This window comes from Lichenibacterium ramalinae (assembly GCF_004137085.1).
GTDB classification, from domain to species: domain Bacteria; phylum Pseudomonadota; class Alphaproteobacteria; order Rhizobiales; family Beijerinckiaceae; genus Lichenihabitans; species Lichenihabitans ramalinae.
On record NZ_QYBC01000010.1, the window covers coordinates 42,577 to 66,910 of the forward strand.

At 69.8% G+C, this 24,334-nt stretch carries 23 protein-coding genes; 3 read left to right on the forward strand and 20 right to left on the reverse strand.

Annotation, left to right across the window (positions count from 1 at the left end):
• Window positions 1-30: 30 nt before the first annotated feature.
• From D3272_RS12885 to D3272_RS12905, 5 genes are all read right to left on the reverse strand, one after another.
• Window positions 31-1,362: an LLM class flavin-dependent oxidoreductase gene (locus D3272_RS12885; protein ID WP_129219602.1), complete on the reverse strand. Its 1,332-nt coding sequence runs from the start codon at window positions 1,360-1,362 to the stop codon at window positions 31-33.
• 28 nt (window positions 1,363-1,390) lie between these two features.
• The gene (locus D3272_RS12890; RefSeq protein WP_129219604.1) at window positions 1,391-1,717 is read right to left on the reverse strand and encodes an NIPSNAP family protein; all 327 of its coding nucleotides are present in this window, start codon (window positions 1,715-1,717) and stop codon (window positions 1,391-1,393) included.
• Between the two features lie 108 nt (window positions 1,718-1,825).
• The gene (locus D3272_RS12895) at window positions 1,826-2,851 is read right to left on the reverse strand and encodes a histone deacetylase family protein (protein ID WP_129219605.1); all 1,026 of its coding nucleotides are present in this window, start codon (window positions 2,849-2,851) and stop codon (window positions 1,826-1,828) included.
• A 31-nt stretch (window positions 2,852-2,882) separates the two neighbouring features.
• A complete protein-coding gene (locus D3272_RS12900; RefSeq protein ID WP_129219606.1) occupies window positions 2,883-4,196 on the reverse strand; it encodes an MFS transporter in 1,314 nt (437 codons plus the stop codon).
• A complete protein-coding gene (locus D3272_RS12905; RefSeq protein ID WP_129219607.1) occupies window positions 4,193-4,855 on the reverse strand; it encodes a TetR/AcrR family transcriptional regulator in 663 nt (220 codons plus the stop codon). Before D3272_RS12905 ends, D3272_RS12900 begins: the two co-directional genes overlap by 4 nt.
• A 210-nt stretch (window positions 4,856-5,065) precedes the next feature.
• Here D3272_RS12905 and D3272_RS12910 point away from each other — a divergent pair, with 210 nt between their 5' ends.
• Together D3272_RS12910 and D3272_RS12915 are read left to right on the forward strand one after the other, a co-directional pair.
• Window positions 5,066-5,773 carry a hypothetical protein gene (locus D3272_RS12910; protein ID WP_129219608.1) on the forward strand — a complete coding sequence of 236 codons (708 nt, stop codon included), beginning with the start codon at window positions 5,066-5,068 and terminating at the stop codon, window positions 5,771-5,773.
• A 7-nt stretch (window positions 5,774-5,780) separates the two neighbouring features.
• Window positions 5,781-6,149, forward strand: coding sequence for an ATP-binding cassette domain-containing protein (locus D3272_RS12915; RefSeq protein WP_129219610.1), 369 nt, complete (start codon window positions 5,781-5,783; stop codon window positions 6,147-6,149).
• Between the two features lie 190 nt (window positions 6,150-6,339).
• Here the strand turns inward: D3272_RS12915 and D3272_RS12920 are convergent, their stop codons facing one another.
• From D3272_RS12920 to D3272_RS12975, 12 genes are all read right to left on the reverse strand, one after another.
• Entirely contained in the window at window positions 6,340-7,650 is a 1,311-nt protein-coding gene (locus D3272_RS12920; protein WP_129219611.1) for an MFS transporter, read from the reverse strand.
• Window positions 7,651-7,690: 40 nt separating this feature from the next.
• Complete coding sequence (locus tag D3272_RS12925) at window positions 7,691-8,638, reverse strand: amidohydrolase family protein (RefSeq protein WP_129219613.1); 948 nt, start codon at window positions 8,636-8,638, stop codon at window positions 7,691-7,693.
• On the reverse strand, window positions 8,635-10,353 hold the full coding sequence (locus D3272_RS12930; RefSeq protein ID WP_129219615.1) for a dihydroxyacetone kinase family protein: 1,719 nt from the start codon (window positions 10,351-10,353) through the stop codon (window positions 8,635-8,637). The genes D3272_RS12925 and D3272_RS12930 overlap by 4 nt, the downstream gene beginning before the upstream one ends.
• Window positions 10,350-11,309: a sugar phosphate isomerase/epimerase family protein gene (locus D3272_RS12935; RefSeq protein ID WP_129219617.1), complete on the reverse strand. Its 960-nt coding sequence runs from the start codon at window positions 11,307-11,309 to the stop codon at window positions 10,350-10,352. The genes D3272_RS12930 and D3272_RS12935 overlap by 4 nt, the downstream gene beginning before the upstream one ends.
• A gap of 59 nt (window positions 11,310-11,368) precedes the next feature.
• Entirely contained in the window at window positions 11,369-12,160 is a 792-nt protein-coding gene (locus D3272_RS12940) for a transporter substrate-binding domain-containing protein (RefSeq protein WP_129219619.1), read from the reverse strand.
• Between the two features lie 28 nt (window positions 12,161-12,188).
• Window positions 12,189-12,968: an amino acid ABC transporter ATP-binding protein gene (locus D3272_RS12945; RefSeq protein WP_129219621.1), complete on the reverse strand. Its 780-nt coding sequence runs from the start codon at window positions 12,966-12,968 to the stop codon at window positions 12,189-12,191.
• Window positions 12,969-12,970: 2 nt separating this feature from the next.
• The gene (locus D3272_RS12950; RefSeq protein WP_129219623.1) at window positions 12,971-13,618 is read right to left on the reverse strand and encodes an amino acid ABC transporter permease; all 648 of its coding nucleotides are present in this window, start codon (window positions 13,616-13,618) and stop codon (window positions 12,971-12,973) included.
• 5 nt (window positions 13,619-13,623) lie between these two features.
• Window positions 13,624-14,319, reverse strand: coding sequence for an amino acid ABC transporter permease (locus D3272_RS12955; protein ID WP_129219624.1), 696 nt, complete (start codon window positions 14,317-14,319; stop codon window positions 13,624-13,626).
• An 83-nt stretch (window positions 14,320-14,402) separates the two neighbouring features.
• Entirely contained in the window at window positions 14,403-15,425 is a 1,023-nt protein-coding gene (locus tag D3272_RS12960) for a 4-hydroxythreonine-4-phosphate dehydrogenase PdxA (RefSeq protein WP_129219626.1), read from the reverse strand.
• A 99-nt stretch (window positions 15,426-15,524) separates the two neighbouring features.
• Window positions 15,525-16,196, reverse strand: a complete 672-nt coding sequence (locus D3272_RS12965) for a GntR family transcriptional regulator (protein ID WP_129219627.1) — start codon at window positions 16,194-16,196, stop codon at window positions 15,525-15,527.
• Window positions 16,197-16,279: 83 nt separating this feature from the next.
• A complete protein-coding gene (locus D3272_RS12970) occupies window positions 16,280-17,584 on the reverse strand; it encodes an MFS transporter (protein WP_129219628.1) in 1,305 nt (434 codons plus the stop codon).
• Window positions 17,585-17,713: 129 nt separating this feature from the next.
• The gene (locus D3272_RS12975; RefSeq protein ID WP_129219629.1) at window positions 17,714-18,691 is read right to left on the reverse strand and encodes an amidohydrolase family protein; all 978 of its coding nucleotides are present in this window, start codon (window positions 18,689-18,691) and stop codon (window positions 17,714-17,716) included.
• Between the two features lie 149 nt (window positions 18,692-18,840).
• Between D3272_RS12975 and D3272_RS12980 the strand changes: the two genes are divergently transcribed.
• Complete coding sequence (locus D3272_RS12980) at window positions 18,841-19,794, forward strand: LysR substrate-binding domain-containing protein (RefSeq protein WP_165361334.1); 954 nt, start codon at window positions 18,841-18,843, stop codon at window positions 19,792-19,794.
• Window positions 19,795-20,282: 488 nt separating this feature from the next.
• Here the strand turns inward: D3272_RS12980 and D3272_RS12985 are convergent, their stop codons facing one another.
• From D3272_RS12985 to D3272_RS12995, 3 genes are read right to left on the reverse strand one after another with little or no spacing between them, the layout of a single operon-like run.
• Entirely contained in the window at window positions 20,283-21,830 is a 1,548-nt protein-coding gene (locus D3272_RS12985) for a xylulokinase (protein ID WP_129219631.1), read from the reverse strand.
• Window positions 21,827-22,813, reverse strand: a complete 987-nt coding sequence (locus D3272_RS12990) for an ABC transporter permease (protein WP_129219632.1) — start codon at window positions 22,811-22,813, stop codon at window positions 21,827-21,829. Before D3272_RS12990 ends, D3272_RS12985 begins: the two co-directional genes overlap by 4 nt.
• A 1-nt stretch (window position 22,814) precedes the next feature.
• Window positions 22,815-24,320, reverse strand: coding sequence for a sugar ABC transporter ATP-binding protein (locus D3272_RS12995; protein ID WP_129219633.1), 1,506 nt, complete (start codon window positions 24,318-24,320; stop codon window positions 22,815-22,817).
• Window positions 24,321-24,334 lie beyond the last annotated feature (14 nt).

Below are 24,334 nucleotides of genomic sequence, written 5' to 3' on the forward strand. Positions count from 1 at the left end.
GACCCCAGGGGCGGCGCCCCGTCCCGGCCCTCACGCGTCCGGAAAGAAGCGGTTGGCGGGCCGGGGCAGGCCGAGGTTGTCGCGCAGGGTCGGGCCCTCGTACGCGGTGCGGAACAGCCCCCGGCGCTGCAGCTCCGGGATCACCCGGTCCACCACGGCGTCGAGCCCGGCCGGGAGGTCGGACACCATGATGTTGAAGCCGTCGCAGGCCTCTCCGTCGAGCCATTCCTCCATGCCGTCCGCGATCGTCCCGGGCGTCCCCACGAAGGCGAGGCCCGCGTAGCTGCCCGCCTTCTGGGCGAGCTCACGGATCGTCAGGTTCTCGCGGCGGGCCATCTCGACCATGCGGGCCCGGCCGCTCTTGCTGGCGTTGGTGTCGGGAATCTCCGGCAGGGGCCCGTCCGGGTCGTGGCCCGACACGTCCGTGCCGAGGATGCCGTTCAGCGAGCCGATGCCGCTGTCGTAGTGCACGAGGGCGTCGAGCCTGGCCCGCCTGGCCCGCGCCTCCTCGACGGTGTCGCCCACGACCAGGAAGGCGGCGGGCAGGATCTTGAGGTGCTCGGGGTCGCGGCCGAGGGTTCGCATGCGCCCCTTCACGTCGGCGTAGAAGGCCTTGGCGGCCATGAGCGAGGGCTCGGCCGAGAAGACCACCTCGGCGGTCTCGGCGGCGAGCTGCCGGCCCGGCTCGGAGGAGCCGGCCTGCACCACCACGGGCCAGCCCTGCACGGGCCGGGCGATGTTGAGCGGCCCCCGCACCGACAGGCTCGGGCCCCGGTGGTCGAGGACGTGCATGCGGGCCGGGTCGAAGTAGGTCCCGGCCTCGACGTCCCGCACGAAGGCGTCGTCGGCGAAGCTGTCCCACAGGCCCGTGACCACGTCGTAGAACTCGCGGGCCCGCTGGTAGCGGGCGCCGTGGTCCATCTGCTCGTCTTGGCCGAAGTTCAGCGCCGCGTCGGGGTTGGCGGTGGTGACGATGTTCCAGCCCGCGCGCCCGCCGCTGATGTGGTCGAGCGAGGCGAAGCGGCGCGCCACGTGGAAGGGCGCGTCGAAGGTGGTGGAGGCTGTGGCGACGAGGCCGATCCGCTCCGTCACGGCGGCGAGAGCCGAGAGCAGCGTGAAGGGCTCGAAGGACGTGACCGTGTGGCTGCGCTTCAGCGCGTCCACCGGCATGTTGAGCACGGCGAGGTGGTCCGCCATGAAGAAGGCGTCGAACTTGGCGGCCTCGAGCCGCTGCGCGAAACGCTTGATGTGGGCGAAGTTGAAGTTCGCGTCCGGATAGGCGCCCGGATAGCGCCACGCGCCGGTGTGGATGCTGACGGGCCGCATGAAGGCGCCGAGGCGAAGGCGACGGGTTCGGCTCATGGAGCCCTCCGGAGCGGGCGGGCGCGGGCTATCGCACCGCCGAGAAGGATGTCGGGGCGAGGAAGGAGCTCGACACGCGGGCGTTGATCGGGCCGTCCTTCTCGCTCTCGTCGCGCGCCGCGATCCAGGCGGGATCGGCCAGGAAGGCGCTCCACTTGGCCTCGCGCTCGCCGAGGGATTCCCAGGCCAGCAGGTAGGTCAGGTCGTTGCTGTCCGGCCCCACCAGGGTGGTCCAGAACCCCGCCTGCCGGATGCCGTGCCGGGCCCAGATCGCGAGCGTGTGCTTCTCGAAGCGGGCCAGCAGGTTGGGCAGGCGGCCCGGCAGGGTAGTGTAGACGCGGAGTTCGTGGATCATGGGCTTGCGGTCGCTCGGTTCGGCGGGCGCGCGGCTGCGCCGGGAGGCCATGGTGCCCCGCCGCGCCCCGTTCGGCAACGGCGCCAGGCGCGGCGGCGGGATCGCCGCTCAGCCACCGCCCGCGATGCCCTCGAGGAAGCTGTCGAGGTTGCCGCCGAGCGCGGGGCTGAGGTAGCCGCCCTCCTGGACGAGCAGCGTCGGGCGGCCGAGCTCCGCTAGGCGGCGCCCCGCCTCCGAGAAGCCCGAATCGGTGATCTTGAAGGCGTTCGAGGGGTCGTGTTCGCCCGCGTCGAAGCCGAGCGACACCACGAGCGCCTCGGCGGCGAAGTCGCGCACCCGCGCCAGGGCGGCGTCGATGGCTGCCAGCCAGGGCCCGTCGGGCGTGGCGAGCCCCAGCGGCTGGTTGAAGTTGAGGTTCAGGCCCGCGCCGGCGCCGACCTCGTCGGCATGGCCGGCGTAATAGGGGGCGGACAGGTTCGGGTCGATGTGGATCGAACAGACGAGCACGTCCGACCGCTCCCAGAAGATGAACTGCGTGCCGTTGCCGTGATGCACGTCGATGTCGACGATGGCGACCTTGCCGAAGCGCTTGGTCAGCTGGTGCGCCGCGATCGCGGCGTTGTTGAGGAAGCACACGCCGGTCATCAGGTCGGGATAGGCGTGGTGGCCGGGCGGGCGGCACAGCGCGTAGACGGGGCCGCTCGACCGCGACAGGCGGTCGGCGCCGTGGACGGCAACCTGCGCGCTGGCGAAGACGGTGGGCCAGGTCCCCTCGACGATGGGGCACGAGGTCGAGTTCGAGTACCAGCCGAACTCGCCGAGCAGTTCGGTCGGCTTGCGATGCATGCGGTGGGTCGGGTGCACGTTGGGGATCGCCACCGGCCCGTAGTCGGGGTGCTGCCGCCAGCGCGCGTAGACGCCGCGCAGGAACTCGACATAGGCGGGGTCGTGGATTTCGGTGATGGCCGAGCCCCGGTCGAGCGGGGCCTCGACGATCTCGTGCCGGCCGCGCCGGACGACGTCCAGAAAGATGCGGTAGCGCTCGGCCCGGTCGGGCTGGGCGATGAAGCGGCCGGTGCGGAACACTTCGGCGGGGTCGTGCAGCGCCTGGTCGGGGTGGTGGATGACGAGCATGGTCTCGGGTCTCCTGGACGTCCGGGGGCTCTCAATCGAGCGGCCGGCCCCGCGTCTCGGGGGTGAGGACGAGATGGGTGAGGAGCGTGACGAGGCAGACCGCCATGACGTAGAGGGCGATGTAGAGGGGGCCGCCCGCCTGCTGCAGCCAGGTCGCCACCGCCGGCGCCGTGCCGCCGAAGATCGCCGCGCAGACCGCGTAGGGGATGCCGATGCCGGAGGTGCGCACGCGCGTCGGGAACAGTTCGGCGAAGACGGTGCCGAGCACCGCATTGTTCAGCGACACGAAGACCGACCCCACCACGGCGACGAACGCGAAGGTGCCGAAGCCGAGGTTCGGCACCGCCAGCATGGACAGCAGGGGATAGGTGAAGACGAGGAAGCAGACCGCGGCCCCGATGAGGAAGGGCTTGCGGCCGATCCGGTCCGAGATCGCGGCGAACACCGGCACGCCGATGCAATATGCGATGCTCGCCAGGATGGAGCCGGCGAAGCCCGAGGCGCGGTCGAGATGGCCCACGATGTTGGCGTAGGTGGGCAGGAAGATCAGCCACAGGTAATATTGCAGCCCGTTCATCTGGATGACGAAGACGATGAACACCTCCTTGGGAAACTGCCGGATGGAGGCCAGGATCGAACCCAGCTTCACGTCGGCGCCGACCCGCGCCTTCTCGAAGGCCGGGGTTTCCGGCATGCCAGACCGCAGGTACAGGCCGAAGAGCGACAGGACCGCGCCGAGCAGGAACGGCACGCGCCAGCCCCAGGCGGCCAGCGCGTCCGGGGGCAGGGCGCCGGTCGCGAGGCTGGAGACCGCGGTCGCGGCCAGCACCGACAGCCCGATCGACAGTTGCTGGGGCGAGGCCGCGAGCGCCCGGTGCCGGCGCGACGCATGCTCGTTCAGGAACGTGATGGCGATCTGATATTCGCCGCCGGCCGAGAACCCCTGCAGCAGGCGCGCCAGGATGATGACGAGGGGCGCCGCCGCCCCGATCTGGGCGTAGGTCGGGCAGAGCGCGATGACGAGGCTGCCGAGGCCCGCCATGACGATCGTGGCGGAGAGCATCGTGCGCCGCCCGTATTTGTCGGCCAGCGGCGAGAGCACGAAGGCGCCGACCGGCCGCCCGATGAAGCCGATCGCGAAGGCCGAGAAACTGGCGATCAACGAGGCCGCGGCGCTGTCGGCGGGGAACATCTGGACGGCGAAGACGCCGGCCAGGAAGCCGTAGATGGCCCAATCGTACCATTCGATGAAGTGGCCGATGGCGCCGCCGAGCAGGATCCGGCCGCGACCGACGTCGGTCCCGGGGGCGAGGCCGGCGCGGTCGTGCTCCGGTGCAGGGATCATGGCTCGGTCCTTTCGCAGTCGTGCCGGGCGGCGCCCGCCCGCCCGCCCGGGGCGGCGAGCGCGGCGAGCCTTGGGCCGACCAGGTCGGCCAGGAGGCCGAGGTGGGTTTCGAAATAGGCGGGGTCGCGGTGCAGGAAGCGCTCGAGCCCGAGGCCACGGATGGCGATCAGCATGAACTCGAAGAGGGTCATCGCCTCCGGCCTCGCCGCGGCCGAACCGATGCAGCGGTCGATCCAGGGGTGGACGACCGATTGGATCGTGGCGCGCCGATGCTCCACCACGCTCCGGTGGACGTCGCCGCTGGCGCGCGTCCCGATGATGATCTCCCACACGGCCCAGTAGGCCGGGTCGCCGTAGGCCTGCCACAGGTGAGCGACGAGCCGGCGCGCGTCGACGTCGCCCGGGGCCGGGGCTGGGGCCTCGTAGCGGTCGAGCAGGGACCGGATGCGGGCCGTCGCGGCATCGAGCACGCCCATCATGAGCTCGTCCTTGCCCGCATAGTGGTGGTGAAGCGCCCCCGTGGTCACGCCGGCCTCGCGCGCGATCAGCGCCGTCGTGGTGCCGGCATAGCCCGCCGACTGCAGCAGCGAGACCGTGGCGCGCACCAGCAGGGCGCGTGTCTCGTTGCTCCTGTCCTTCTGGTGCCGCCGCTCCGTCATGCCCGACGCCGTCCTCCGAGTTACATACCAATCGATAGGTATGTCGATGGCCTGTCAAGGGGGCGGCCCCTACGCCTTCCGGGCGGACGGGGCCGCCGTTCTGCCGATGCGGCCCGCCCGCCCGAACCGTCGACGCGGGCGCGAAACCCGCGACGATCGGGGGCGGCCTGCACGTCGGGGTCGCGTCCCCCGTTCCGGACCGGTTAGCCCATGGGCCACGCCAACCTCGTCGTCACCCGGGCGGGACCCCGCAGCCTCCATGCGGCCTGGCGCCCGCCGCCGGGGCCGCGCAGCTTCGACCTCCTGGTCGCGTCCTACTGCGAGGAGGCCGAGCACCCCATGGCCGACGGCGTCATGCAGACCCTCGTGCCGGGCCGGAAGGTGGAGGGCTGGGACGTCGTGCTGGAGCGCTGTGCCGAGGTTGTAGTGCGCTACGACAGGGTCGCCCTCATCGACGACGACATCCTCGCGGGCGCCGACGCGATCGGCCGCTACTTCGCCGCCGGGGCGGAGCAACGCCTGTCGATCTGGCAGCCGAGCCTGTCCTGGGACAGCTACTTGACCTATGCGGGCACGCTTCACAACCCCATTTTCGCGCTGCGCTACGTCAACGTGGTCGAGATGATGTGCCCGTTCTCTTCGGCCGAGGCGCTCCAGCGCGTGAAGCCGCTGTTCGGCTATGGGTGGGAAAGCGGGATCGACCTCGTCTGGTGCAGCCTCCTGCCGCGGCGGCCGCGCCAGTTCGCGATCCTCGACGACGTGGTGGTCCGCCACACCCGGCCAGTCGGGGCCCTGAAGCAGGCCAACGGCTTCGTGGGACGCGACTACGAGGGCGACATCCACGCCCGCCTGCGCCACTTCCCGCGAACCCGATTGGGCGCCCGTTCGCCGAAGAATGACCCCCGGTTCGTGTCATGACCGGCTGGTGAGTGTCGTCTGCGAGCTCGTCACCCGGCACGACACCATGCTGATCGTCTCGCAAGAGATCGAGTGCGTGCGCGGCTCGCCCGATCGCGTTGCCTTCATGGCGGCCGGACGCATGCAGGAAATCAGCTTCCCGGCCGAGAGCTTCGGCTGGCCGGAGGGCATGGGCACGCAGGATATTCCGGCAGGGTCGTGTACCGATCTCGCTGGGGCTCCTCGGGCTCGCGAAGACTGGTCACGACAGATGGTCGCGAGCGGCAAACGCGAGCCGCCCTTTAGAGCCTGTCAGGCTGTTGTTGAAGCAAAGCTTCAACTTAAGACTGTGAAAAGGCTCGCACTTTCGAGCTGGCATGCGTCAGCAACAGCCTGACACACGCTAGACGTCCGCTTCGGAGAGGTACCTAATCCGCTCTTCAACGGCGAGGTTGGGTCGAAGCCGGTCGGTCCGACGAAGTGGCCTGGAGCGTGCCAATAATTTCTTGCTAAAGTTCCACCGAACATGGAGATGCATTTCATCCGCTGATCTTTATCGGTTCGGAATGCCTGAGGCATTTCTGTCTTTACCGGTTCACGAGGCGCGCAGGTATGAGGAAAATCATGCCACTTGCTACGCACATCGTGCCAGCGAGGAACAGAATGGCGGCCCCTGTACCACCCGTGGCCGTCGACACCCATCCCACGATGGCCGGCCCGAAGAAGCCGGACAGGTTCGCGAACGAGTTGATGACGGCCAGCCCGGCCGCGGCCGACACGCCGCCGAGGATGGCGGTTGGCAGGTTCCAGAACAGCGGCGGGATCGAGGTGAGGCCCATGGTGGCGAGGCAGAGCGCCACGAGCGTCAGGACAGGGCTGCTGCTCCACAAGACCGACAGGGTCAATCCGACGGCCCCCACGAGGAAGAGCGCCGCCAAGTGCCAGCGCCGCTCGCCGCGTAGATCGGAACTCCGGCTGACCAGCACCATGGTGGCAATCCCGCAGATGCTGGGCGCCGACGACATGATGCCGATCATCAGCGGATCTTTCACGCCCGAATGCACGATCAGCGTCGGCAGCCAGAAGCCCAAGCCGTAGAGGCACAGGTTGCCGATGAAGAAGATGCCGGTCATCAGCAGGACGTTCCGGTCGAGGAGCAGGCGGACGAGCGGCACCACCGGTTTCCTGGCCTGGTCCCGCGCGAGGTCCCCCTGAATCACGGCCTTCTCGTCGGACCCGAGCCAGGCGGCGTCCTCGACCCGGTCTTCGAGGAACAGGTAGAGGGCGATGCCGACCGCGATGCTCGGGACCGCCTCCAGCAAGAACAGCCATTTCCACCCGGCGAGCCCGGCGACCCCCGACATGCTGTGCAGGATGAGGCCCGAGAGCGGCCCCCCGACGAAACCGGCGAGGCCGAGCCCGATAAAGTAGAGGCCGACGACCCGGCCGCGGCGATGGGACGGAAACCAGCCGCTGAGGTAGTAGATCACGCCGGGCATGAAACCCGCCTCGGCCAGGCCCAGCGCGAAGCGCGCGACGTAGAACTGCATCGGCGACTGGACCAGCATCGTCAGCGCCGAGATGATCCCCCAAGTGACCATGATCCGCGCCAACCAGATGCGGGCGCCGACGCGGTGCAGCATCAGGTTGCTCGGGACCTCGAAGATGAAGTAGCCGAAGAAGAAAATGCCGGCCCCGACCCCGTAGACGGCGTCGCTGAGGCCGAGGTCCGCGGCCATCTGCAGCTTGGCGAAGCCGACATTGACCCGATCGAGGTAGGCGGCCAGGAAGGCCGCGATGATCAGCGGCACGATCCGCCAGGCGACCTTGCTATAGGCCTGGTCGTCCAGGGCCGCGTCGCCTATGGCCGGCGCCGTCAGTGTCAGGTTGCTCGCCATGCACGTTCTCCGGTCTGTTCGAACCATCGGTGGCCTGCCGTCAGATGCGGTAGAACCGCCGGGCATTGTCGGCGAAGACTGCGCGCAAGGTCGCGGGCTCGTGATCCGGCAGGCCGGCGAGCACCGCGTCCACGATCGCGGGGATCGGGGCCGACAGGCTGCTGACCGGAAGGTTGCTGCCGTAGAGCACCCGATCCACCCCGAAGATCGCCACGGCGTCACGCACGACCGCGGCATTGCCGGGCCCGTCCCAGACACCGCCCCTGAGGCCGAGTTCCGACAGCTTCAGCACGACCCTGGGGGAGGCCGCTAAGGCGGCGAGCCCGCGGCGCCACACCGCGAGCGCCTCGGGTGAGCGGTCGATCGGCAAGCCGCAATGGTTGACGGCGATCGGCTGGTCGGGAAGCGACGCCGCCACCTCCGCGGCCTCGGCCAGATGCCAGAACGGCACGCGGAGGTCCCAGGACAGGCCGAACGCCCGGAGCCGCGACAGCCCGCGGAGCCAGGCCGGATCCTGAAGGGTGCACGACCGTCCTTCGACCGTCGCGCCGGCCCTGTCCGCCGTGACCGGCTTCGAGCGGATGCCGCGCATGAGCGGGGAAGCCGCCTGAGCGGCCAGGAGCGCGTCGAGGTCGGCCTGCAGGAACGAGGCATGGCCGACCAGCACGGTCGGCAGGCCAGAGGCAGCGTGGATGGTTTCGAGCCACCGCGTCTCGCCGAGCTGGTCGGCCCGGTCCCGCTCCGCCTCGATGTGGACGGTGGCGGCGAGGCGGAGCGGGAGGGTGTCGTTGCGGAGGTCGCCGGGCGCATAATCGCGCCGCAGCGCCGCATAGGGGCCGAGGAAGAAGCCTTCCCCGTCATAGGCATCCTGCAGCCACGGGTAGCGCCCCTGGTCGAGGTCCCAGAGGTGGTGATGGGCGTCGACGATGCCCTCGGGCAGGGCACGCCGCAGGGCCGTGAGACCATCCTCCCGAGGCTCGGCCGTCATGGCGCGTCGCCGGGCCGGGCCAGCCGGCCGGCCACGACCGACGCGCAGCGCGCCAGGGAGGCCGCGCCCGCGTCCGGATGGCCGAGGCTCCTCTCCGCATGCGAGCGGGCGCGGCCGAGCCGCGGCCGGAGCGCGGCCGTCGCGGCCGCGGCCCGTTCGGCCGCCGCGGCCGCCAGGGTCCAGGCCTCGGCGAGCGGCCGGCCCGCCGAGACCGCTTCGGACAGCGTCGCCACGAAGGGCGCCAGCGCGTCGACCAGCGTCTTGTCGCCGACCTCGGCCCCGCCGACCCGCGCGATCGCCGCCAGGGCCGCCCGGGCGCCGGCCGCCGCGGCTTCGGCCGTCACGGCGGCGGCGTCGTCGAGGGCGGCGCTCCAGCTCCGGAGCGCCAAGCCCCAGAGCGCACCGGAGGTGCCGCCGGCACGGTCGGCCCAGGCATCGCCGGCCTTCGCCAGCAGCGTGGCGGGGCCGGCGCCCTGACCGACCGCAGCCCGCCCGGCGGCCGCGGCGGCGGCCGATCCGCGCGCCATGCCCTGGCCGTGGTCGCCGTCGCCGGCCAGCGCGTCGAGACGCCCGAACTCGTCTTCCGCGTCGCGCATGGCGGCCGCCACGGCGTCGAGCAGGGTGGCGACGCAGAGGCCCGCGGCGCGTCCCGCCTCCGACGTCGCCGCGACCGCCTCGTCGGGCTCGACCGCCTCGACGACCGCGCCGGCGGGTTCGGCCGCCACGAGGCCGCGTTCGAGCACGAAGCTGCGCACGGGGGCCCGCCAGAGCGGCTCCAGCTCCGCGTCGAGCCACGTCAGGGTGAGGGAACATCCCGCCATGTCGAGGCTCGTGACGAGCTCGCCGACCGCGGGATCGACGATCTCGACCCCGGCTCGTGCCAGAATCTCGGCCACCCGCCCCCACAGGACGAACAATTCTTCGTGCTTGGTGCGGCCGAGCCCGTTCAGCGCCACGGCGGCCCGGGGCGCGCCCTCGGGGCGCTCGGCCAGCAGCCGGTCGACCAGCAGCGCCGCGAGCGCGGCCGCGGTCGGCCGGTCGACCTCGTCGATGCCCGGCTCGCCGTGGATGCCGAGGCCCACCGCCATCCGGCCCTCCGGCACGGTGAACAGCGGCCCCGCGGCGCCCGGCAGGGTGCAGCCCGAGAACGCCACCCCGAAGCTCGTCGTTCGGTCATTCGCGCGGTTCGCGAGCCGTTCGACCTCGTCGAGCGGAATGCCGGCCTCGGCGGCGGCGCCGGCGACCTTCAGCACCATGAGGTCGCCAGCGACGCCGCGGCGCAGGTCCCGGCGCTCGGCCGGGGCGCTGGCGACGTCGTCGGTCACGGCGAGCACGCGCGCGTCGATCCCCTCGGCTCGCAGGCGCTCGGCGGCGGTGCTGAAGTTCAGGACGTCGCCGGCATAATTGCCGAAGCAGAGCAGCACGCCCCCGCCGTGGTCGGCCGTGCGCGCCACGTGGGCCACGGCCTGGGCGGAGGGCGAGGCGAAGACGTCGCCCGCCACCGCCGCGTCGGCGAGCCCGACGCCGACATATCCCGCGAAGGCCGGAAAGTGCCCCGAGCCCCCGCCCGTCACCACCGCCACCTTGCCGGGCGGGGCCGCGGCGGCACGGACGGCGCCGCCGCGGACCGGCCGCACGAGGTCGGGGCGGAGGCTGCAGAACCCCGCCAGGGCCGCGGTGGCGAAGTCCTCGGGACGATCGACGATGCTCGTCATGGCTTGGCTTCCGGGGCGCGCGGCAGGAGGGTGCGGAGGTAGTTTCGGTTGGTGGCGCTGACGCTGATGCCATCCCCGCCATAGTGTTCGCACAAGAACGGCGAGTTGAAGCCGTAGCTCAGCGCCAGCCTGATGGCGGTGCGATAGTTGATCAGCCCGAGTTCGAGCGAGGTCGGGGCGGTCACCACTAGCCCGGTCGCCTCGTCTTCGGTACGCATGTAGTTCTTGACGTGCCAGTAGCGGGCGAAGGGCATGGTCTTCTCCACCATGCGCAACCAATGTTCGACAGGACGGTGCAGGCGGATGAGGTTGCCGAGGTCCGCGTTGATCCCGACATTGGGCAGCCCGACATCCGTGACGAAGCGCACCGTGCCGTCGGCGGTGCCGATATAGGTGTCCTCATACATCTCGAGCGCGATCTCGATGCCGACATCCTCGGCGTGCCGGCCGAGTTCCCGCACCCGGGCGACCGCGAGGGCGTAGCTGTCGGGGTCGTCGGGATTGCTTTCGCCCTGCACGGTCCAGAACCAGAGCGCCTTCTTCTGCGCCTCGGTGAGGCCCCCGAAGAGGCCGAGCGAGACCGACCGGGCGCCGATACCCGCTGCCGTGTCGATCACGCGGTGGGCATAGGCCACCATCTCGGAGCCCCGCTCCGGGTCGATCAGGTTCTTGCGAGCCGTGGAGATGGCGGGAATCGTCAGGCCCAGTCCCTTCACCACGCCCATGAAGGCGTCGAGCCGGGCCGGGGCGAGGTCCGCGATGCGGAGCCAGGCGTCGGTCGGATCGAGTTCGGTGAAGCCCGCGTCCACGATGTCGGCCAGCGTCGCGGCCCAGTCTTCCGGGGCTTGATCCTGCACCGAGCGGCCGTCGGGCAGGATGTTGGGATATTGAATCATGGCGGCCGCGATCGGCCAGGTGTCGCGGGTGTAGCGCGGTGCATGGATCGGGTCGGGCATGGCACGTGTCCTGCTGGCAGGGATCGCCGGGGACGGGTCGCCGCCCGGGCGGAAATGGATCATTCCTTCGGCATGTCGGCAGGCAGCTCCGCCTCGTGCCACTGCTTGAACGAAGTGCGCAGCTTGCCGTCGGCGAGGTCCTTCTCGATCCAGGCATCGACGGCCTGCTTGAGGGCGGCATCGCCCTTGCGCAGTCCCACCGCGTAGCCGTTGGTGCGCAACAGGAACTTCTGTTCCAGCTGGCGCGATGCGCGCTTGTTGGTATCGCGCATCTGGGCTGGGGCCGATATCATGATGTCTTGCTGGCCCGAGGACAGGGCCGTGATGAGGGTGGCGTCGTCGTCGAAGCGCACGAGGCTGATCTTGTCGTCGGCCTTGGCGAGCTTGGTGGCGTCGGCGTCGGCGCCGGTGCCGCGCGTCACCGCCACGGTCTTGCCCTCGAGGTCCTTGGCGTCCTTGATAGCGATCTCGGCCGGGGCTGCGCAGATGATCGAGATGACGCCGTAGGGGATCGAGAAGTCGACCACCTTCTTGCGCGCCTCGGTGACCGAGAAGGAGGCCATCACGGCGTCGATCTTGTGGGTCTGCAGGAAGGGGATGCGGTTGGCGCCGGTGGTTGGCACGATCTCGAGTTCCACCCCGAGATCGGCGGCGAGCAGGCGCGCCGCCTCGACGTCCGAGCCCGTCGGCTGCATGGCGGCGTCGACCGTGCCGTAGGGGGGCAGCCCGAGGTCGATGCCGACGAGGAGCTTGTGGCGCGCCTTGATGTCGGACAGCGTGTCGGCCCGCGCGGGAAGCGCCGCAGCGAGCGCCGCCAGGCAGGCCAGGCCCAGGATCCTGTTGGTCTTCATAAGGTCCTCCCGTGGTGTCTTCTTCAGGTCAGAGCCCGGTGCCGACGAACTGCCGGAGTTCCGGTGTTTCGGGCCGGGACAGCATGTCGCGCGGGCCGGCCTCGTGGACGCGGCCCTGGTGCATGAAGATGATCTTGTCGGCGACGCGGCTGGCGAAGGCCATCTCGTGGGTCACCAGCACCATGGTCATCCCGCCCCGGGCCAGGTCCTCCATCACCTTCAGCACCTCGCCGGTCAGTTCGGGGTCGAGCGCCGAGGTCACCTCGTCGAAGAGCATCACCTCGGGCTGCATGGCGAGCGCCCGCGCGATGGCGACGCGCTGCTGCTGGCCGCCCGAGAGCTGCTCGGGATAGCTGTCCCGCTTGTCCGAGAGCCCGACCTTGGCCAGGACGTCGGCCGCGATGGCGCGGGCCTCGGCCGGCGCGGTCTTCTTCACCCGCCGCGGCGCCAACGTGATGTTCTGCTCGACGGTGAGGTGGGGGAACAGGTTGTAGCTCTGGAACACGATGCCGACCCGCTTGCGGACGGCGTGGAGGTCGGCCCTGCCGTCGGGCGACACGACGTGGCCGCAGACGTCGATCGACCCCGTGGTGATGCGCTCGAGCCCGTTGATGCAGCGCAGCGCCGTGCTCTTGCCCGAGCCGCTGCGGCCGATGAGGCAGACGACCTCGCCGCGGCCGACCGCGAAGGAGATGCCCTTCAACACTTCGAGGGTGCCGAAGCTCTTGTGCACGGCATTGAAGCGCACCGCCGGGGCGGCGGCGGCGGGCTCGACGGCCGGAGCCGGGGCGGTGGCATGCAGCGTCATGGTCAGGCTCCCCGGGCCCGCAGCCGCGCTTCGAGGCGGCGGCTGGCGTTCGACAATGGTGAACACAGCGCGAAGTAGACGAGGCCCACGATGGTGAAGATCAGAAAGGGCTCGTACAGGGCGTTGTTGATGATCTTGCCCGATTGCGTCAGCTCGATGAAGCCGATCACCACCGCATAGGACGTGTTCTTGATGATCTGCACCGAGAAGCCTATCGTCGCGGGAATGGCGAGACGGATGGCCTGGGGCAGCACCACGTCGACCATGCGCTGGAACCCGTTGAGCGCGAGGCTGTCGGCCGCCTCCCATTGCGTCTTGGCGACGGCCTGGATGCAACCGCGCCAGATGTCGCCCAGGAAGGCCGAGGAATTGACCGCGATCGACAGGGCCGCGGCGGCCAGCGCCGGCACGTCGAAGCCCGTGACGCCGAGCCCGAAGTAGGACAGAAAGATCAGGACCGGCAGCGGGATGCCCTGGATCACCTGGATCCAGGTTCCGGCCGCGAAGCGCAGCGCGCCGAAGCGCGACACGCGCATCAAGGCCACGGCGAGCCCGAGGACGCCGCCCCCGACGAAACTCAGCAGGGCGAGCGCGACGGTCCAGAGCGTGCCCTGGAGCAGGTAGACGAGGTTGGCGAGCGAGAACGTCATGGGCGTCACACCGGCGTGCCGAGGCGCCGGCGGCGCGGAAAGGCGGCCCAGGCCAGGAGCGCGAAGGCGAAGCGGAGCGCCACCGTCAGGGCGAGGTAGACCACCGCCACCACGATGTAGATCTCGAAACCCCGAAAGGTTTCGGACTGGATGCGGCTCGCCGCTGCCATCAGTTCCTCGGTCGAGATCTGCGCCATGATGGACGTGGCGAGCATCATGAGCACGAACTGGCCGGACAGGGAGGGCAGCACGCGTTCGATGGCCGGGGGCAGCACGACGTCGAACAGGAGCTGCATGCGGGACAGGCCGAGGCTCTCAGCGGCCTCGATCTGGCCCTTGCGCACGGATTCGATGCCGGAGCGGATGATCTCGCTCGTGTAGGCGGCGATGTTGACCGTCAGGGCGATCACGGCGGCCGTGAAAGCCGAGAATTTGAAGCCGATGCTGGCCAGGCCGAAGAACAGCCAGAAGGTCTGGACCAGCAGCGGCGTGTTGCGGATGACCTCGACGTAGACTGCGATGGCGCGGCGCAGGGCGGGCATGCGGCTCGTGCTGCCGATGGCGCAGGCGGCCCCGAGCGTGAAGCCGAGCACGATGGCGAGCAGAGTCAGCTCGACCGTGAGCCAAGTGCCGTGCAGGATGTCCCGCCAATAGCTGTTGTCGGGATCCCACAGGAAGCTGAAGTCGAACTGGTAGTTCACCGCCGTCCTCCCTCGGCTGCCCCTCGCGGGGACGGAGATCCGGACGCCGCCGTTCGGCTGGTCTGCCCGGGGCTCGGGGTCGCTCAGTGGGCCGGGGTGGCCTCGCGGGCCCGGCGGCCCATCTCGGCGGCCAGCAGCAGGGCTTGGCGCGTCGCCCCAACATTGGCGACGCCCTGGCCGGCGATCTCGTAGGCCGTGCCGTGGGCCGGGGTGGCGATCGGCACCGGATAGCCGCCGAGCAGCGTCACGCCGGTGTCGAAGCCGATGAGCTTCATGGCGATCTGTCCCTGGTCGTGGTACATCGTCAGCACGGCGTCAAAGGCGCCGGCCCTGGCGCGCAGGAACACGGTGTCGGACGGGAACGGCCCCTCGACGCTGTAGCCCTCGGCCTTGGCGGCCTCGACCGCCGGCCCGATCACCTCGATCTCCTCGCGGCCGAAATTGCCGCCGTCCCCCGCATGCGGGTTCAGCGCCGCGACAGCGATCCGCGGCTCGGTGAAGCCGGCCGTGATCATGTTGGTGCGGGTGCGAGCGATGGCGCGGTCGATGTTGGCCCGCGTGATCAGTTCGGCCACGCCCTTCAGCGGGACATGCGAGGTGACGCGGGCGTTCCAGATCCCGTTCATGATGTTGTACTCGCTGGCCGTGCCCTCGGTGCCGAGGACTTCGTCAAGGAAGACGATCTCGTCCGTGTAGGTCGGGTGGGCGAGGCGCATGGCGCCCTTGTTGAAGGGCGTGAAGCAGAGCGCATCGATGTGGCCCGCGCCCGCGAGGTCGATGGCCGCGCGGAAGTTCTGCACCGCAGCGGCGCCGCCCTCTCGGCTGACCACCCCGACCGCGATGGCGGCGGGGTCGCAGTTGCGCATGTCGACGAAGACCGGCCCGTCGGTCGGCTTCAGGGCCTCGTCGAGCGAACTCACGACGGGAACGTCGGCCGCCGTCCCCGCCGTACGGGCGCCGGCCTCGAACAGGCGGCGGTCGCCGATGACGATGAAGCGCGCGGCGGCCCGGATATCGGGCAGAGCCATGACCTTGGCGGTGAGTTCGGGGCTGATGCCGGCGGGGTCGCCCATGGCGAGCGCGATGGTGGGCAAGGATCGGCTCATGGTGTTTCCCCTGGTCGGCCTTTTCTGTCAGACCACTCTGGCACGCGTACCGCCGACATGCAACATGCTGCATACAGCATTCAGAAGAGACGTAGCGCCTCAGACTACGTCCCGTACCCGGTCCCAGGTCCGGTTGAGGTGCAGCCGCATGATGGCGGCCAGACGCTCTTCATCTCGGGCTTCCAGCGCTGCGATCATCTCGACGTGCTCGGCGACGGCGCCGTCCCACTTCGCCTGCTGCTCGTTGCCGATGAAACGAATTCGCTTCAGCCGCATCTGGATGCCGGCATGGGTCTCGACCAGGCAGGCGTTGTCGGACAAGGCCACGATGCCGGTGTGGATGGCTTGGTTGAGTTTGTAATATTCGAGCCGGTCCCCGGCGGCGTAGAACGCCATCATGGCGTCGTGGAGCGCTCGGATCCGAACCACGTCCGCCGCCGTCGCCAGTCGGCAGGCGAGGCGAGCCCCGAGGTCTTCCAGCACCACCAGCACGTCGAGCATGCCCTCGACGTCGCGCCGCGTGAGGGCCCTCACCACGGCGCCGCGGCCGGGCTGTAACGAGATCAGCCCCTCGCTGGCCAGGAACTTCAAAGCCTCGCGCAGGGGTGTGCGCGAGACGCCGAGCGCCGCGCCGACCTGCCCCTCGTGGACGCGGGTTCCGGGCGCGAGCGTGCCGGCGATGATCATGTCGCGCAGCCGCTCCACGAGGTCGTCGTGTAGGTTCCGTCGCTGCATCGGCGGGCCCGCGTCGAAGCCCGTGGTCATCGTCATGTCCTGTCTCCACCCCGGTGCCGGGAAGGATCGGTCACCGCGCGGCCTGTCATACAATGGACAGGCGGGCGCAGCGTCATGTTTCAGACTGTCTCCGCAGCCTTGCGCGGGAAGGCGATCATCAGCGTGCCGAGGATGTAGAGGCCGGCGCAGGCGGCGAAGAAGGCCAGGACCGCCCCGTACGCTCCCGTGGCCTGCAGGAGTGCGCCGGTGATGATCGGGACCGCGACGCCGCTGACGCTGCCGGCACAGTTCATCACGCCACCGAGCAGCCCGATCTTGCCCCGCGGCGCGAGCAGGGCCGGCAGGCTCCAGTAGAGGCTCCCCCAGTAGAGGAAGAACAATGTGGTGGACAACACCGCGATGGCGCCGACGGGATCCGCGACCTGCGGCAGGACGAGGAAGCTGACGAGCGTGGCGGAACCGGACACGGCCAGCATGGCCTTGTACACGCCGGCCCTGGCGTAGCCGCGATTGATGAGGGCATCGGCCGTGAAGCCGGCAAAGAGCGATCCCGCCATGCCGCACAGGAAGATCACGAAGGTCGAGTAGCCGATCTGCTTCAGGTCAAAGTGCCTGGCCTGCACGAGGTAGCTCGGCCCCCAGGTCAGGAGGCCGAAGTTGATCATGGCCCAACCCATGCGCCCGGCCAGCAGCCCGGCGACCGAGCGGGGCGCGATGGCCTCCGGGACGGCCGCGACGTCGGCGACCCGGGATGTCGATCCCTCGCCGCGGATGTGGGCAAGTTCCGCGGCATTGACCCCAGGGTGGGTGGCGGGATCGTCGCGCAGGTATCGCCAAGCCACGAAGCCGACCGCCATGGTGGCCAGGCCGGCGATCAGAAATGCCGTGCGCCAGGAGCCGAAGGTCAGGATCAGCGAGGCGATGACGACGCCCCCGAAGGCCGCGCCGAGCGGCCCGCCGCTGTCCATCAGTACGGCGCCGCGCCCGCGCTCACCGGGCGCCAACCAATCGGCGCTGAGCCGCGCGCCCGAGGGAAACAGCGGTGCCTCGGCGGCCCCGAGCCCGACGCGCGTGAGCAGGAGGCTCAGTCCTCCGGTTGCGAATGCCGCCAGGGTCTGGAACAGGCCCCATAGGACCGTGGCGCCGGTGATGAGCCGGCGTGGGCCGAACCGGTCGATCAGCCAGCCGCCGGGGATTTGAAGGGCGGCATAGGACCAGAAGAAGGCGCTGAGCAGCACGCCCTGCAGGGTGGGGGAGAGATCGAATTCCTTAGCGATGGTCGGCATGGCGATGGAGAGCGCCGTGCGGTCCACGAGGTTCAGCGTGACGAGCAGGAACACGATGCCGAAGATGCGCCAGCGCACGCCGGAGCGCGGGCCCGTTTCGGCGGCTGCGGCGGCGAGCGGACGGGTGATGGACGACATGGTTCTGGACCTCCCTCGGTCGGGCCGTGGCGGCCCTGGATCGTCGCTGTTTTTGCCCGCCCTTCTGTCGGGGGCGGTTCCCACCGGGCCGGGATCGCCGACGCGATCTTTACCGGTCCAACACGGGTCTCAGGGACCGGTGCGGTAGATCCGGCGGGCGGTGCCGCAGAAAAGATCCACCTGTTCGGCCGCGGGCCGGCCCGCCACGATGCGTTTGAAGCCGGTCATGATGGCATCGTAGGTTCCGCACAGGCGGTCGACCGGGAAGTTGCTGGCGAACATCGCCCGCGCGGGGCCGAAGGCCGCGATGGCTTCTTCCACGACGCGGCGGTTCCCGTCGGCGCTCCAGGGCCGGCCCCGCAGGCCGAGGCCGGAAATCTTGATAGCCGTGTTGTGCCGCGCCGCGAAACGATCGAGGTGGGCACGCCAAGCCAGCAGGCCGGCGTCGCTGCGGTCCAACGGTAGTCCCGTGTGGTTCAGCACGATGGTGGTCCGGGGAAAATCGTCGGCGAGGCGCGCCGCTTCGTCGAGGTTCCACCACGGCGTCTGCAGGTCGAAGTGAAGGCTGTGGCTCTCAAGCAGGGCGAACCCGCGACGCCAGGTCTCGTCCGACATGAGTGTTCGCGAGGTCCCGACCTCGTCCGGTCGGGTCGGACCTCCGGGTTTGTGGCGGATGCTCCGCACCAGCGGCTGCAAGGCCTGCCCCGCCAGGACGTCGGTCACGTCGCCGCGGTCGAGCCAGGCCTGGGCCACGATGGCGTTGGGCCAACCGTGACGCGCCGCCAGGGAGGCCGCGTAGCCGGTTTCGCCGAGCGGGTCCGTCGGATCCCACTCGGTCTCGACATAGACGCTCTCGCGCAGGTCGTGCCCGGCAGCGTCGCGCCGAAGGTCCTCCGGGAGGTACGGGCCCTTGATACTGTCGTAGTTGCCGTAGCGGAACGGGATGCTGACGCCCGGGGCGAGCCAGGGGTGATGGTTTCGGATCGGATCCCAAAAGTGATGATGGGCGTCCACCATCGGGCCATCGTAGAGCGGCGGCGAGACCCCGTCGCGCGTCGTGCCCTCGGCTAAGCCCTCAGGATTGTCGCGATGCCGCGAGACCTCCATGCCGCTTCTCCCTATTGCCTTCCCGCGGGTGCCAGATCGCAATTTTTCAAGAGTTTGGCCCTGGTCGGACACATCGACCAGATGGCATCTTTCGCCGCCAGTGATAGCTTTCTGGCCATCCCCGGAGCGGCCCTCCCGCTATGAGAAGCTTGCCTCCCAAGCCGATCCTGAGCCGCGTGAAAACCCGGCACCTTGAACTCCTGGTCGCGCTGGGGCAGCATGGCAGCCTACGCCGCGCTGCGCTGGCGCTCGGGATCGAGCAACCAGCGGCCACGAAGCTCTTGCGCGGGCTGGAGAAAGTGGTGGGTCGCCCCCTTTTCGTGCGCTCGCCGCGCGGCCTCAAATCGAATGGCTTCGGCGACGTGATGATGTGGCATGCCCGGGTCGTCTCGGAGGCGTTGGACCGGGCGCAGCGGGAGATGGATCGGCTCGCCGAAGGCGGACCGCAGCGCGTGCGCGTCGGCGCAGTGCACAGTGCCGCTCCCTTCCTGATAGCGCGCGCCATCGCGCGGTTGAAGCGGGACCAGCCGTTGATCGTGGTCGAGGTTTCGATTGACACAAGCAACAACCTCCTGCCGCTGCTGTTGAGCGACGATCTCGACGTCCTCGTGGCGCGCCCCTGGGAAATCGGGCCCGAAACCGGGGTGGCCTACGAGGCCTTGATCGACGAACGACTCGTCGTGGTGGGTCGCGCCGGTCACCCGCTGGCAGGACAGGATGGCCTTATCCTGCGCGATGTCATCGACCGACCCTTCGCGCTGCTGCCTCGCGATAGCCCTATGCGTCGCGTGCTGGCTCCGTTGTTCCGCGAGACCGGCGTCGAGGCGCCAGCCGACCTCGTGGAAACCGCGTCGATCATGACCATCGTGGCGCTGCTGAGTGAAAGCGACACTGTAGCGGTGTTGCCGGAGGACGTGGCGCGATTCTACGAGGATCAAGGTACCCTCGTTCGCTTGTCGCCGGCGCTGCCGGCCGTGATGGGCGCCTACGGCATCATCACGCGTCACGGCATCCCGGCATCGACCGGGGCCGAGCACTTCCTGCTGGCGATCCGGGCCGTGCTCAGGGCGCTAGGCGAAGATGCCGCCCTGATCCGGTCGTAGTAGACCCAGCCGCGCGTTGTCGGTAAGAGGCAACGCTGAGGTGCGACCACGCCGCATCTTTTCAGGACAGCAAGAGGCAAGCATTACTGTAAGGCTCGGTGTCACTTACGAAGGCGCCGACCATCAAGGTCCCGTCAGGATGGTGCGAGAGGGTGAGCCTGTATTTCGGTACGAAAATGACCTGGCGCTTGCAAACGACTCAGAATTCACGAGCACGAGATTTCGTCGGCTTCACGGCGCCTAAATCGAGTTCTGATTGGTCAGAGTCCAAAAACAGATTTCAATGGAGGCTTCAGTCGGCCTCAAGGATCCCCAGATTGATGAGTTTACAGGCGCTGCCGCCTTCGATCGCGGCTCGGGTCGATCGAGCTCGTCGATGTCTGCTTTGGATCAAAACGGGATCGGCACTGAACGTCTTGGAGGGGTCGTTAGCCGACGTTACATGGGCCTCCTCCGGCGCCAGCGAGCTCTTGGGAGAGGTCGCGACGTCAATGACCTGCCGGTGACTGCGGCGCGGCGTTCGCCGCCGCTAAGGCGTCGAGGTCCCCGTAGAACGCCTGGGCGCTCCGGTAGAGGCGGTCGAAGAGTGGTTGCATGCGCCGGTAGGTGTCGGCCCAGGCCGGTTCGGGCGGCACCTCGGCGGCATAGCGGACCATGGCCGCCGCGGCCTCGTCGAGGCTGCCGAAGCGGCCGGCCGCGGTCTGGGCCATGGCGGCGCACCCGACCACGCCGCATTCGGGTTCGGCCGGGACCAGGATCGGGCGATCGTAGACGCTGGCCTTGATCCGAAGCCAGAGCTCTGTTTTTGCCCCCCCGCCGGAGGCCACGACCCGCTCCACCCGCCGGCCGGCCGCGTCCTCCATGATGCTGAGGTGGCGGGCGGCCGCGAAGGCGACGCCTTCGAGTGTGGCGCGTTCCAGTTCGGGCAGGCCGTGGGCCGCTGCGAGTCCGAAGTACTGGGCCCGCGCGTTGCGGTGCTGCCCCAGCCGCTCGCCCGACAGGTAGGGCAGGAAGAAGAGGCCGTCACAGCCCGGCCGCGCCTGGGCCGCCTCGGCGACCACCGCGTCGTAGCCGATGCGGTTCTGGTGGAAGGCACGCCGGGCCCAGCGTACGGCGTCGCCGCCCGTTTCAAGCAGCACGAAGGGTCCCCAATGGCCCTCGATTGTGGCGACGTTGCAGATCTCGGGATCGAGCAAAGGCCGCTCGGCGATCACCGTCAGGATGCAGGACGTCCCGGTCACATCGGACGCCAGACCCGGGCGGCAGACGCCGGAGCCGTAGAGCGCCATGGGGTAGTCTGCGCCGCCGACGAGCACGGGCGTCCCGGCGAGGAGGCCGGTGGCGGCCGCGGCCTCGGGGGTGACAAGCCCGATGATGTCGAGCCCTTCGCGGATCGGAGGCAGCTTGCTCGTGTCGAGCCCAAGCGAGGCCGCCATGACGGAGGACCATGCGCCTGTCGCGGGGTCCATAAGGAACGAGCATGACGCGTCCCCCCGGTCCATAGCGACGGCGCCCGTGAGGCGCAGGTTGATGAAGTCCTTCGGCATCAGGACGTGGGCGGCGCGTGAGAAGGCGCTCGGGTCGTGGTCGCGGAGCCAGGCCAGCTTGAAGCCGGGCCAAGCCGGCGTCGCCGGATTGCCGCTCAGTCCCAGATAGTCCCCCGACGGGTGCGCGGCCTCGTAGGCCGTCACGAGGCCGACCGTCCGCTTGTCGTTCCAGAGCGGGGCGTGGGCCCGAGTCGGCCGGCCGGCCTCGTCGACCAGCACGGTGCCGTGCATCTGTCCGCAGGCACAGATCATGGCGACGCGATGGACGGCGTCGGGCACCTTGTCGAGCACCGCGCGGATCGACTGGGTGACGCCCTGCCACCACCCCTCCACCGCCTGCTCGGCCCACCCGAAGGCGGGCACGATCTGGTGCTGCTCGACTGCCGCGATGGCGAGGATGGCGCCGTCGGCCGAGACCAGGGCGGCACGGACGCTGCCGGTACCGACGTCGATCGAGAGGGTGAGGTCCTTCGGCCTGGGAGCGGTCATCGGCGCAGCCACCGCGCGCCGTACTGGAGCAGCATCGCCACCACGATGATGCCGCCCATGAAGACCTGCTGATTGTAGCCCGGGACGTCGGCGAGGTTCATAATGTTGCCGATGACGCCCATCACCAGGGCGCCGAGCAGGGTGTTGACCACGCCGCCGCGCCCGCCCATCAGGCTCGCGCCGCCGATCACCACTGCGGCGATGACGTCCAGTTCGGCCCCGACGCCGATGGACCCCGAGCCGACGCCGGTGCGGCTGGCGCTGATGATGCCCGCCGTGGCCGCCAGCGCACCCGAGATGACGTAGACCGCCATCACGTAGCGGGGCGCCGCGATGCCGGACAGCCGCACTGCCTCGGCGTTCGACCCGATGGCTTTCACAATGCGGCCGAACTTGGTGAAGTTGAGCACCACGCCAGCCACGACGAACACCGCGAACATCAGGATCACGGGCTGGGGCACGCCGAGGACGAAGCCCGAGCCGAAGTCCGTCAGCGCCTCGCCGGGGTCGCCCATCATGATGGGCTGGCCGGAGGCGAGGATCAGCGCGCTGCCGCGCGCGGCCGTCATCATGGCGAGGGTGATGACGAAGGGCGGCAGCTCCGCGTAGGCGACCAGCACGCCCGTCACGATCCCGGCCGCCGCCCCGGCGCCGACGGCCGCCGCGACCGCGACCGGCGTACCGCTTCCCGCGGCGGCGGTGAGCGCGCAGCTGACGCTGCCGAGTGCTAGCAGCGAGCCGACCGACAGGTCGATCCCGCGGGTCAGGATGACGAACAGCATGCCCACGGCCATGATGCCGGTCGGCGCCACCTGGCGCAGCACGTTCATGACGTTGCGCTCGGTCAGGAACGCCTGAGACTGCGAGGCGGCCCCGATCACCAGCACGAGGAAGATCGCCGCGGTGCCGTAGCGCCGGAACAGCTCCGACACCTCGATCCGCTGTCGCTTGCCTTCGGGCAGGTCTTCCGTGACGACGCTCATGTCAACTCGCTTTCCGCAAGGGGGCCGCCCCCCGGGTCATCGCCAGGGTCAGGAGGCGCTCCTCCGAATAGTCGGCGGGCTGCAGTTCGCCCGCGATCCTCCCCTCGGCCATCACCAGCACGCGATCGCAGAGGCCGAACAGTTCCTGGTGCTCGGAGGAGATGACCAGCACGGCCCTGCCGGCCGCCGCCAGCTCCTCGATCAGGGCGTAGATCTCGGCCTTGGCGCCGACGTCGACGCCACGGGTCGGCTCGTCGAGGATGATGACGTCGGTGCCGGCGTGGAACCACTTGGCGAGCACCACCTTCTGCTGGTTGCCTCCCGAGAGGCTGGACGCGGGCGCGTCGACGCCGGCGCTCTTCAGCCTCAGGCGCTTCGACAGTGCCTCGACGAGGCCGCGCTCGACGCGCAGGCGGAGGAACCCGAGCGCGTTTACCACGGGGGCCAGCCGCGCCATGGTGGTGTTGGTGCGGATCGGCATGTCGAGGATCACGCCCTGGTGCTTGCGGTCCTCGGGCACGAGGCCGATGCCCGCCAGCACGGCGTCGAGCGGGGAGGAGATCCGCGCCTGCTCGCCCCGGAGGTGAATGGTGCCGTCGTCGCGGCGGTCGGCGCCGAAGATCAGCCGCACCGTCTCGGTGCGGCCCGAACCGACGAGCCCGCCGAGGCCCACGATCTCGCCCGCCCTGACGGACAGGCTCACGCCGCGCACGCGGTTGCCGCGCCGGAGGTCCGCAACGCGCAGCACCTCGTCGCCGATGCGGCGGCCCTCGGCCTTCGGGAACAGCGCCGCCAGCGGGCGGCCCACCATCATGCGGATCACGTCCTCGACGCTCGCGTCCCGAGGGGTCGTGACGCCGACGACGCGACCGTCCTTCATGACCGTCATCCGGTCGGAGATGCGGAACACCTCCTCGAGCCGATGCGAGATGTAGACGATGCCGACGCCCTCGGCCCGGAGCCCCGCGATGATGCCGTGCAGGCGCTCGGCGTCGCCCGTGGACAGGACCGCCGTGGGCTCGTCGAAGACGATGACCCGGACCTTCTGGGAGAGCGCCTTGGCGATCTCGACGACCTGCTGGTGAGCGACGGCGAGATCGCCGACGGTGCGGCGTGGGTCGATCGCGAAGCCGAGCTGTTTCAGGAGCACGGCGGCGCGCCGGTTCAGCGCCGGCCAGGCGATGATGCCCGGCAGCTCGCGCATGAAGATGTTCTCGGCCACCGACAGGTCGGGCGCCAACGCGGTCTCCTGGTGGATGACCGCGATGCCGTGTGAGGCTGCCACCCGGGGGTCGTAGGGAGCGACGGACGCGCCGTCGATCAGGATGGCACCGCCGTCCGGCGTGATCTCGCCCGCCAGCACCCGCATGAGCGTCGACTTGCCGGCGCCGTTCTCGCCCAATAGCGCGTGCACCTCGCCGGGACGAAGGTCGAAGTCGATGCCCTTGAGGGCGCGGACGCCCCCGAAGGACCGGGTGATGCCTTTCAGCTCGACGAGCGGGCCCATGCCGGGATCCTCGG

Coding starts and splice junctions, on each gene's coding strand:
- D3272_RS12985 (WP_129219631.1), bottom strand. CDS start 21,830: ATGACCGCTCCCAGGCCGAAGGACCTCACCCTCTCGATCGACGTCGGT.
- D3272_RS12930 (WP_129219615.1), bottom strand. CDS start 10,353: ATGACGAGCATCGTCGATCGTCCCGAGGACTTCGCCACCGCGGCCCTG.
- D3272_RS12950 (WP_129219623.1), bottom strand. CDS start 13,618: ATGACGTTCTCGCTCGCCAACCTCGTCTACCTGCTCCAGGGCACGCTC.
- D3272_RS12935 (WP_129219617.1), bottom strand. CDS start 11,309: ATGCCCGACCCGATCCATGCACCGCGCTACACCCGCGACACCTGGCCG.
- D3272_RS12990 (WP_129219632.1), bottom strand. CDS start 22,813: ATGAGCGTCGTCACGGAAGACCTGCCCGAAGGCAAGCGACAGCGGATC.
- D3272_RS12995 (WP_129219633.1), bottom strand. CDS start 24,320: ATGGGCCCGCTCGTCGAGCTGAAAGGCATCACCCGGTCCTTCGGGGGC.
- D3272_RS12890 (WP_129219604.1), bottom strand. CDS start 1,717: ATGATCCACGAACTCCGCGTCTACACTACCCTGCCGGGCCGCCTGCCC.
- D3272_RS12970 (WP_129219628.1), bottom strand. CDS start 17,584: ATGTCGTCCATCACCCGTCCGCTCGCCGCCGCAGCCGCCGAAACGGGC.
- D3272_RS12945 (WP_129219621.1), bottom strand. CDS start 12,968: ATGACGCTGCATGCCACCGCCCCGGCTCCGGCCGTCGAGCCCGCCGCC.
- D3272_RS12940 (WP_129219619.1), bottom strand. CDS start 12,160: ATGAAGACCAACAGGATCCTGGGCCTGGCCTGCCTGGCGGCGCTCGCT.
- D3272_RS12885 (WP_129219602.1), bottom strand. CDS start 1,362: ATGAGCCGAACCCGTCGCCTTCGCCTCGGCGCCTTCATGCGGCCCGTC.
- D3272_RS12910 (WP_129219608.1), top strand. CDS start 5,066: ATGGGCCACGCCAACCTCGTCGTCACCCGGGCGGGACCCCGCAGCCTC.
- D3272_RS12925 (WP_129219613.1), bottom strand. CDS start 8,638: ATGACGGCCGAGCCTCGGGAGGATGGTCTCACGGCCCTGCGGCGTGCC.
- D3272_RS12920 (WP_129219611.1), bottom strand. CDS start 7,650: ATGGCGAGCAACCTGACACTGACGGCGCCGGCCATAGGCGACGCGGCC.
- D3272_RS12975 (WP_129219629.1), bottom strand. CDS start 18,691: ATGGAGGTCTCGCGGCATCGCGACAATCCTGAGGGCTTAGCCGAGGGC.
- D3272_RS12960 (WP_129219626.1), bottom strand. CDS start 15,425: ATGAGCCGATCCTTGCCCACCATCGCGCTCGCCATGGGCGACCCCGCC.
- D3272_RS12900 (WP_129219606.1), bottom strand. CDS start 4,196: ATGATCCCTGCACCGGAGCACGACCGCGCCGGCCTCGCCCCCGGGACC.
- D3272_RS12965 (WP_129219627.1), bottom strand. CDS start 16,196: ATGACGATGACCACGGGCTTCGACGCGGGCCCGCCGATGCAGCGACGG.
- D3272_RS12895 (WP_129219605.1), bottom strand. CDS start 2,851: ATGCTCGTCATCCACCACCCCGACCAGGCGCTGCACGACCCCGCCGAA.
- D3272_RS12905 (WP_129219607.1), bottom strand. CDS start 4,855: ATGACGGAGCGGCGGCACCAGAAGGACAGGAGCAACGAGACACGCGCC.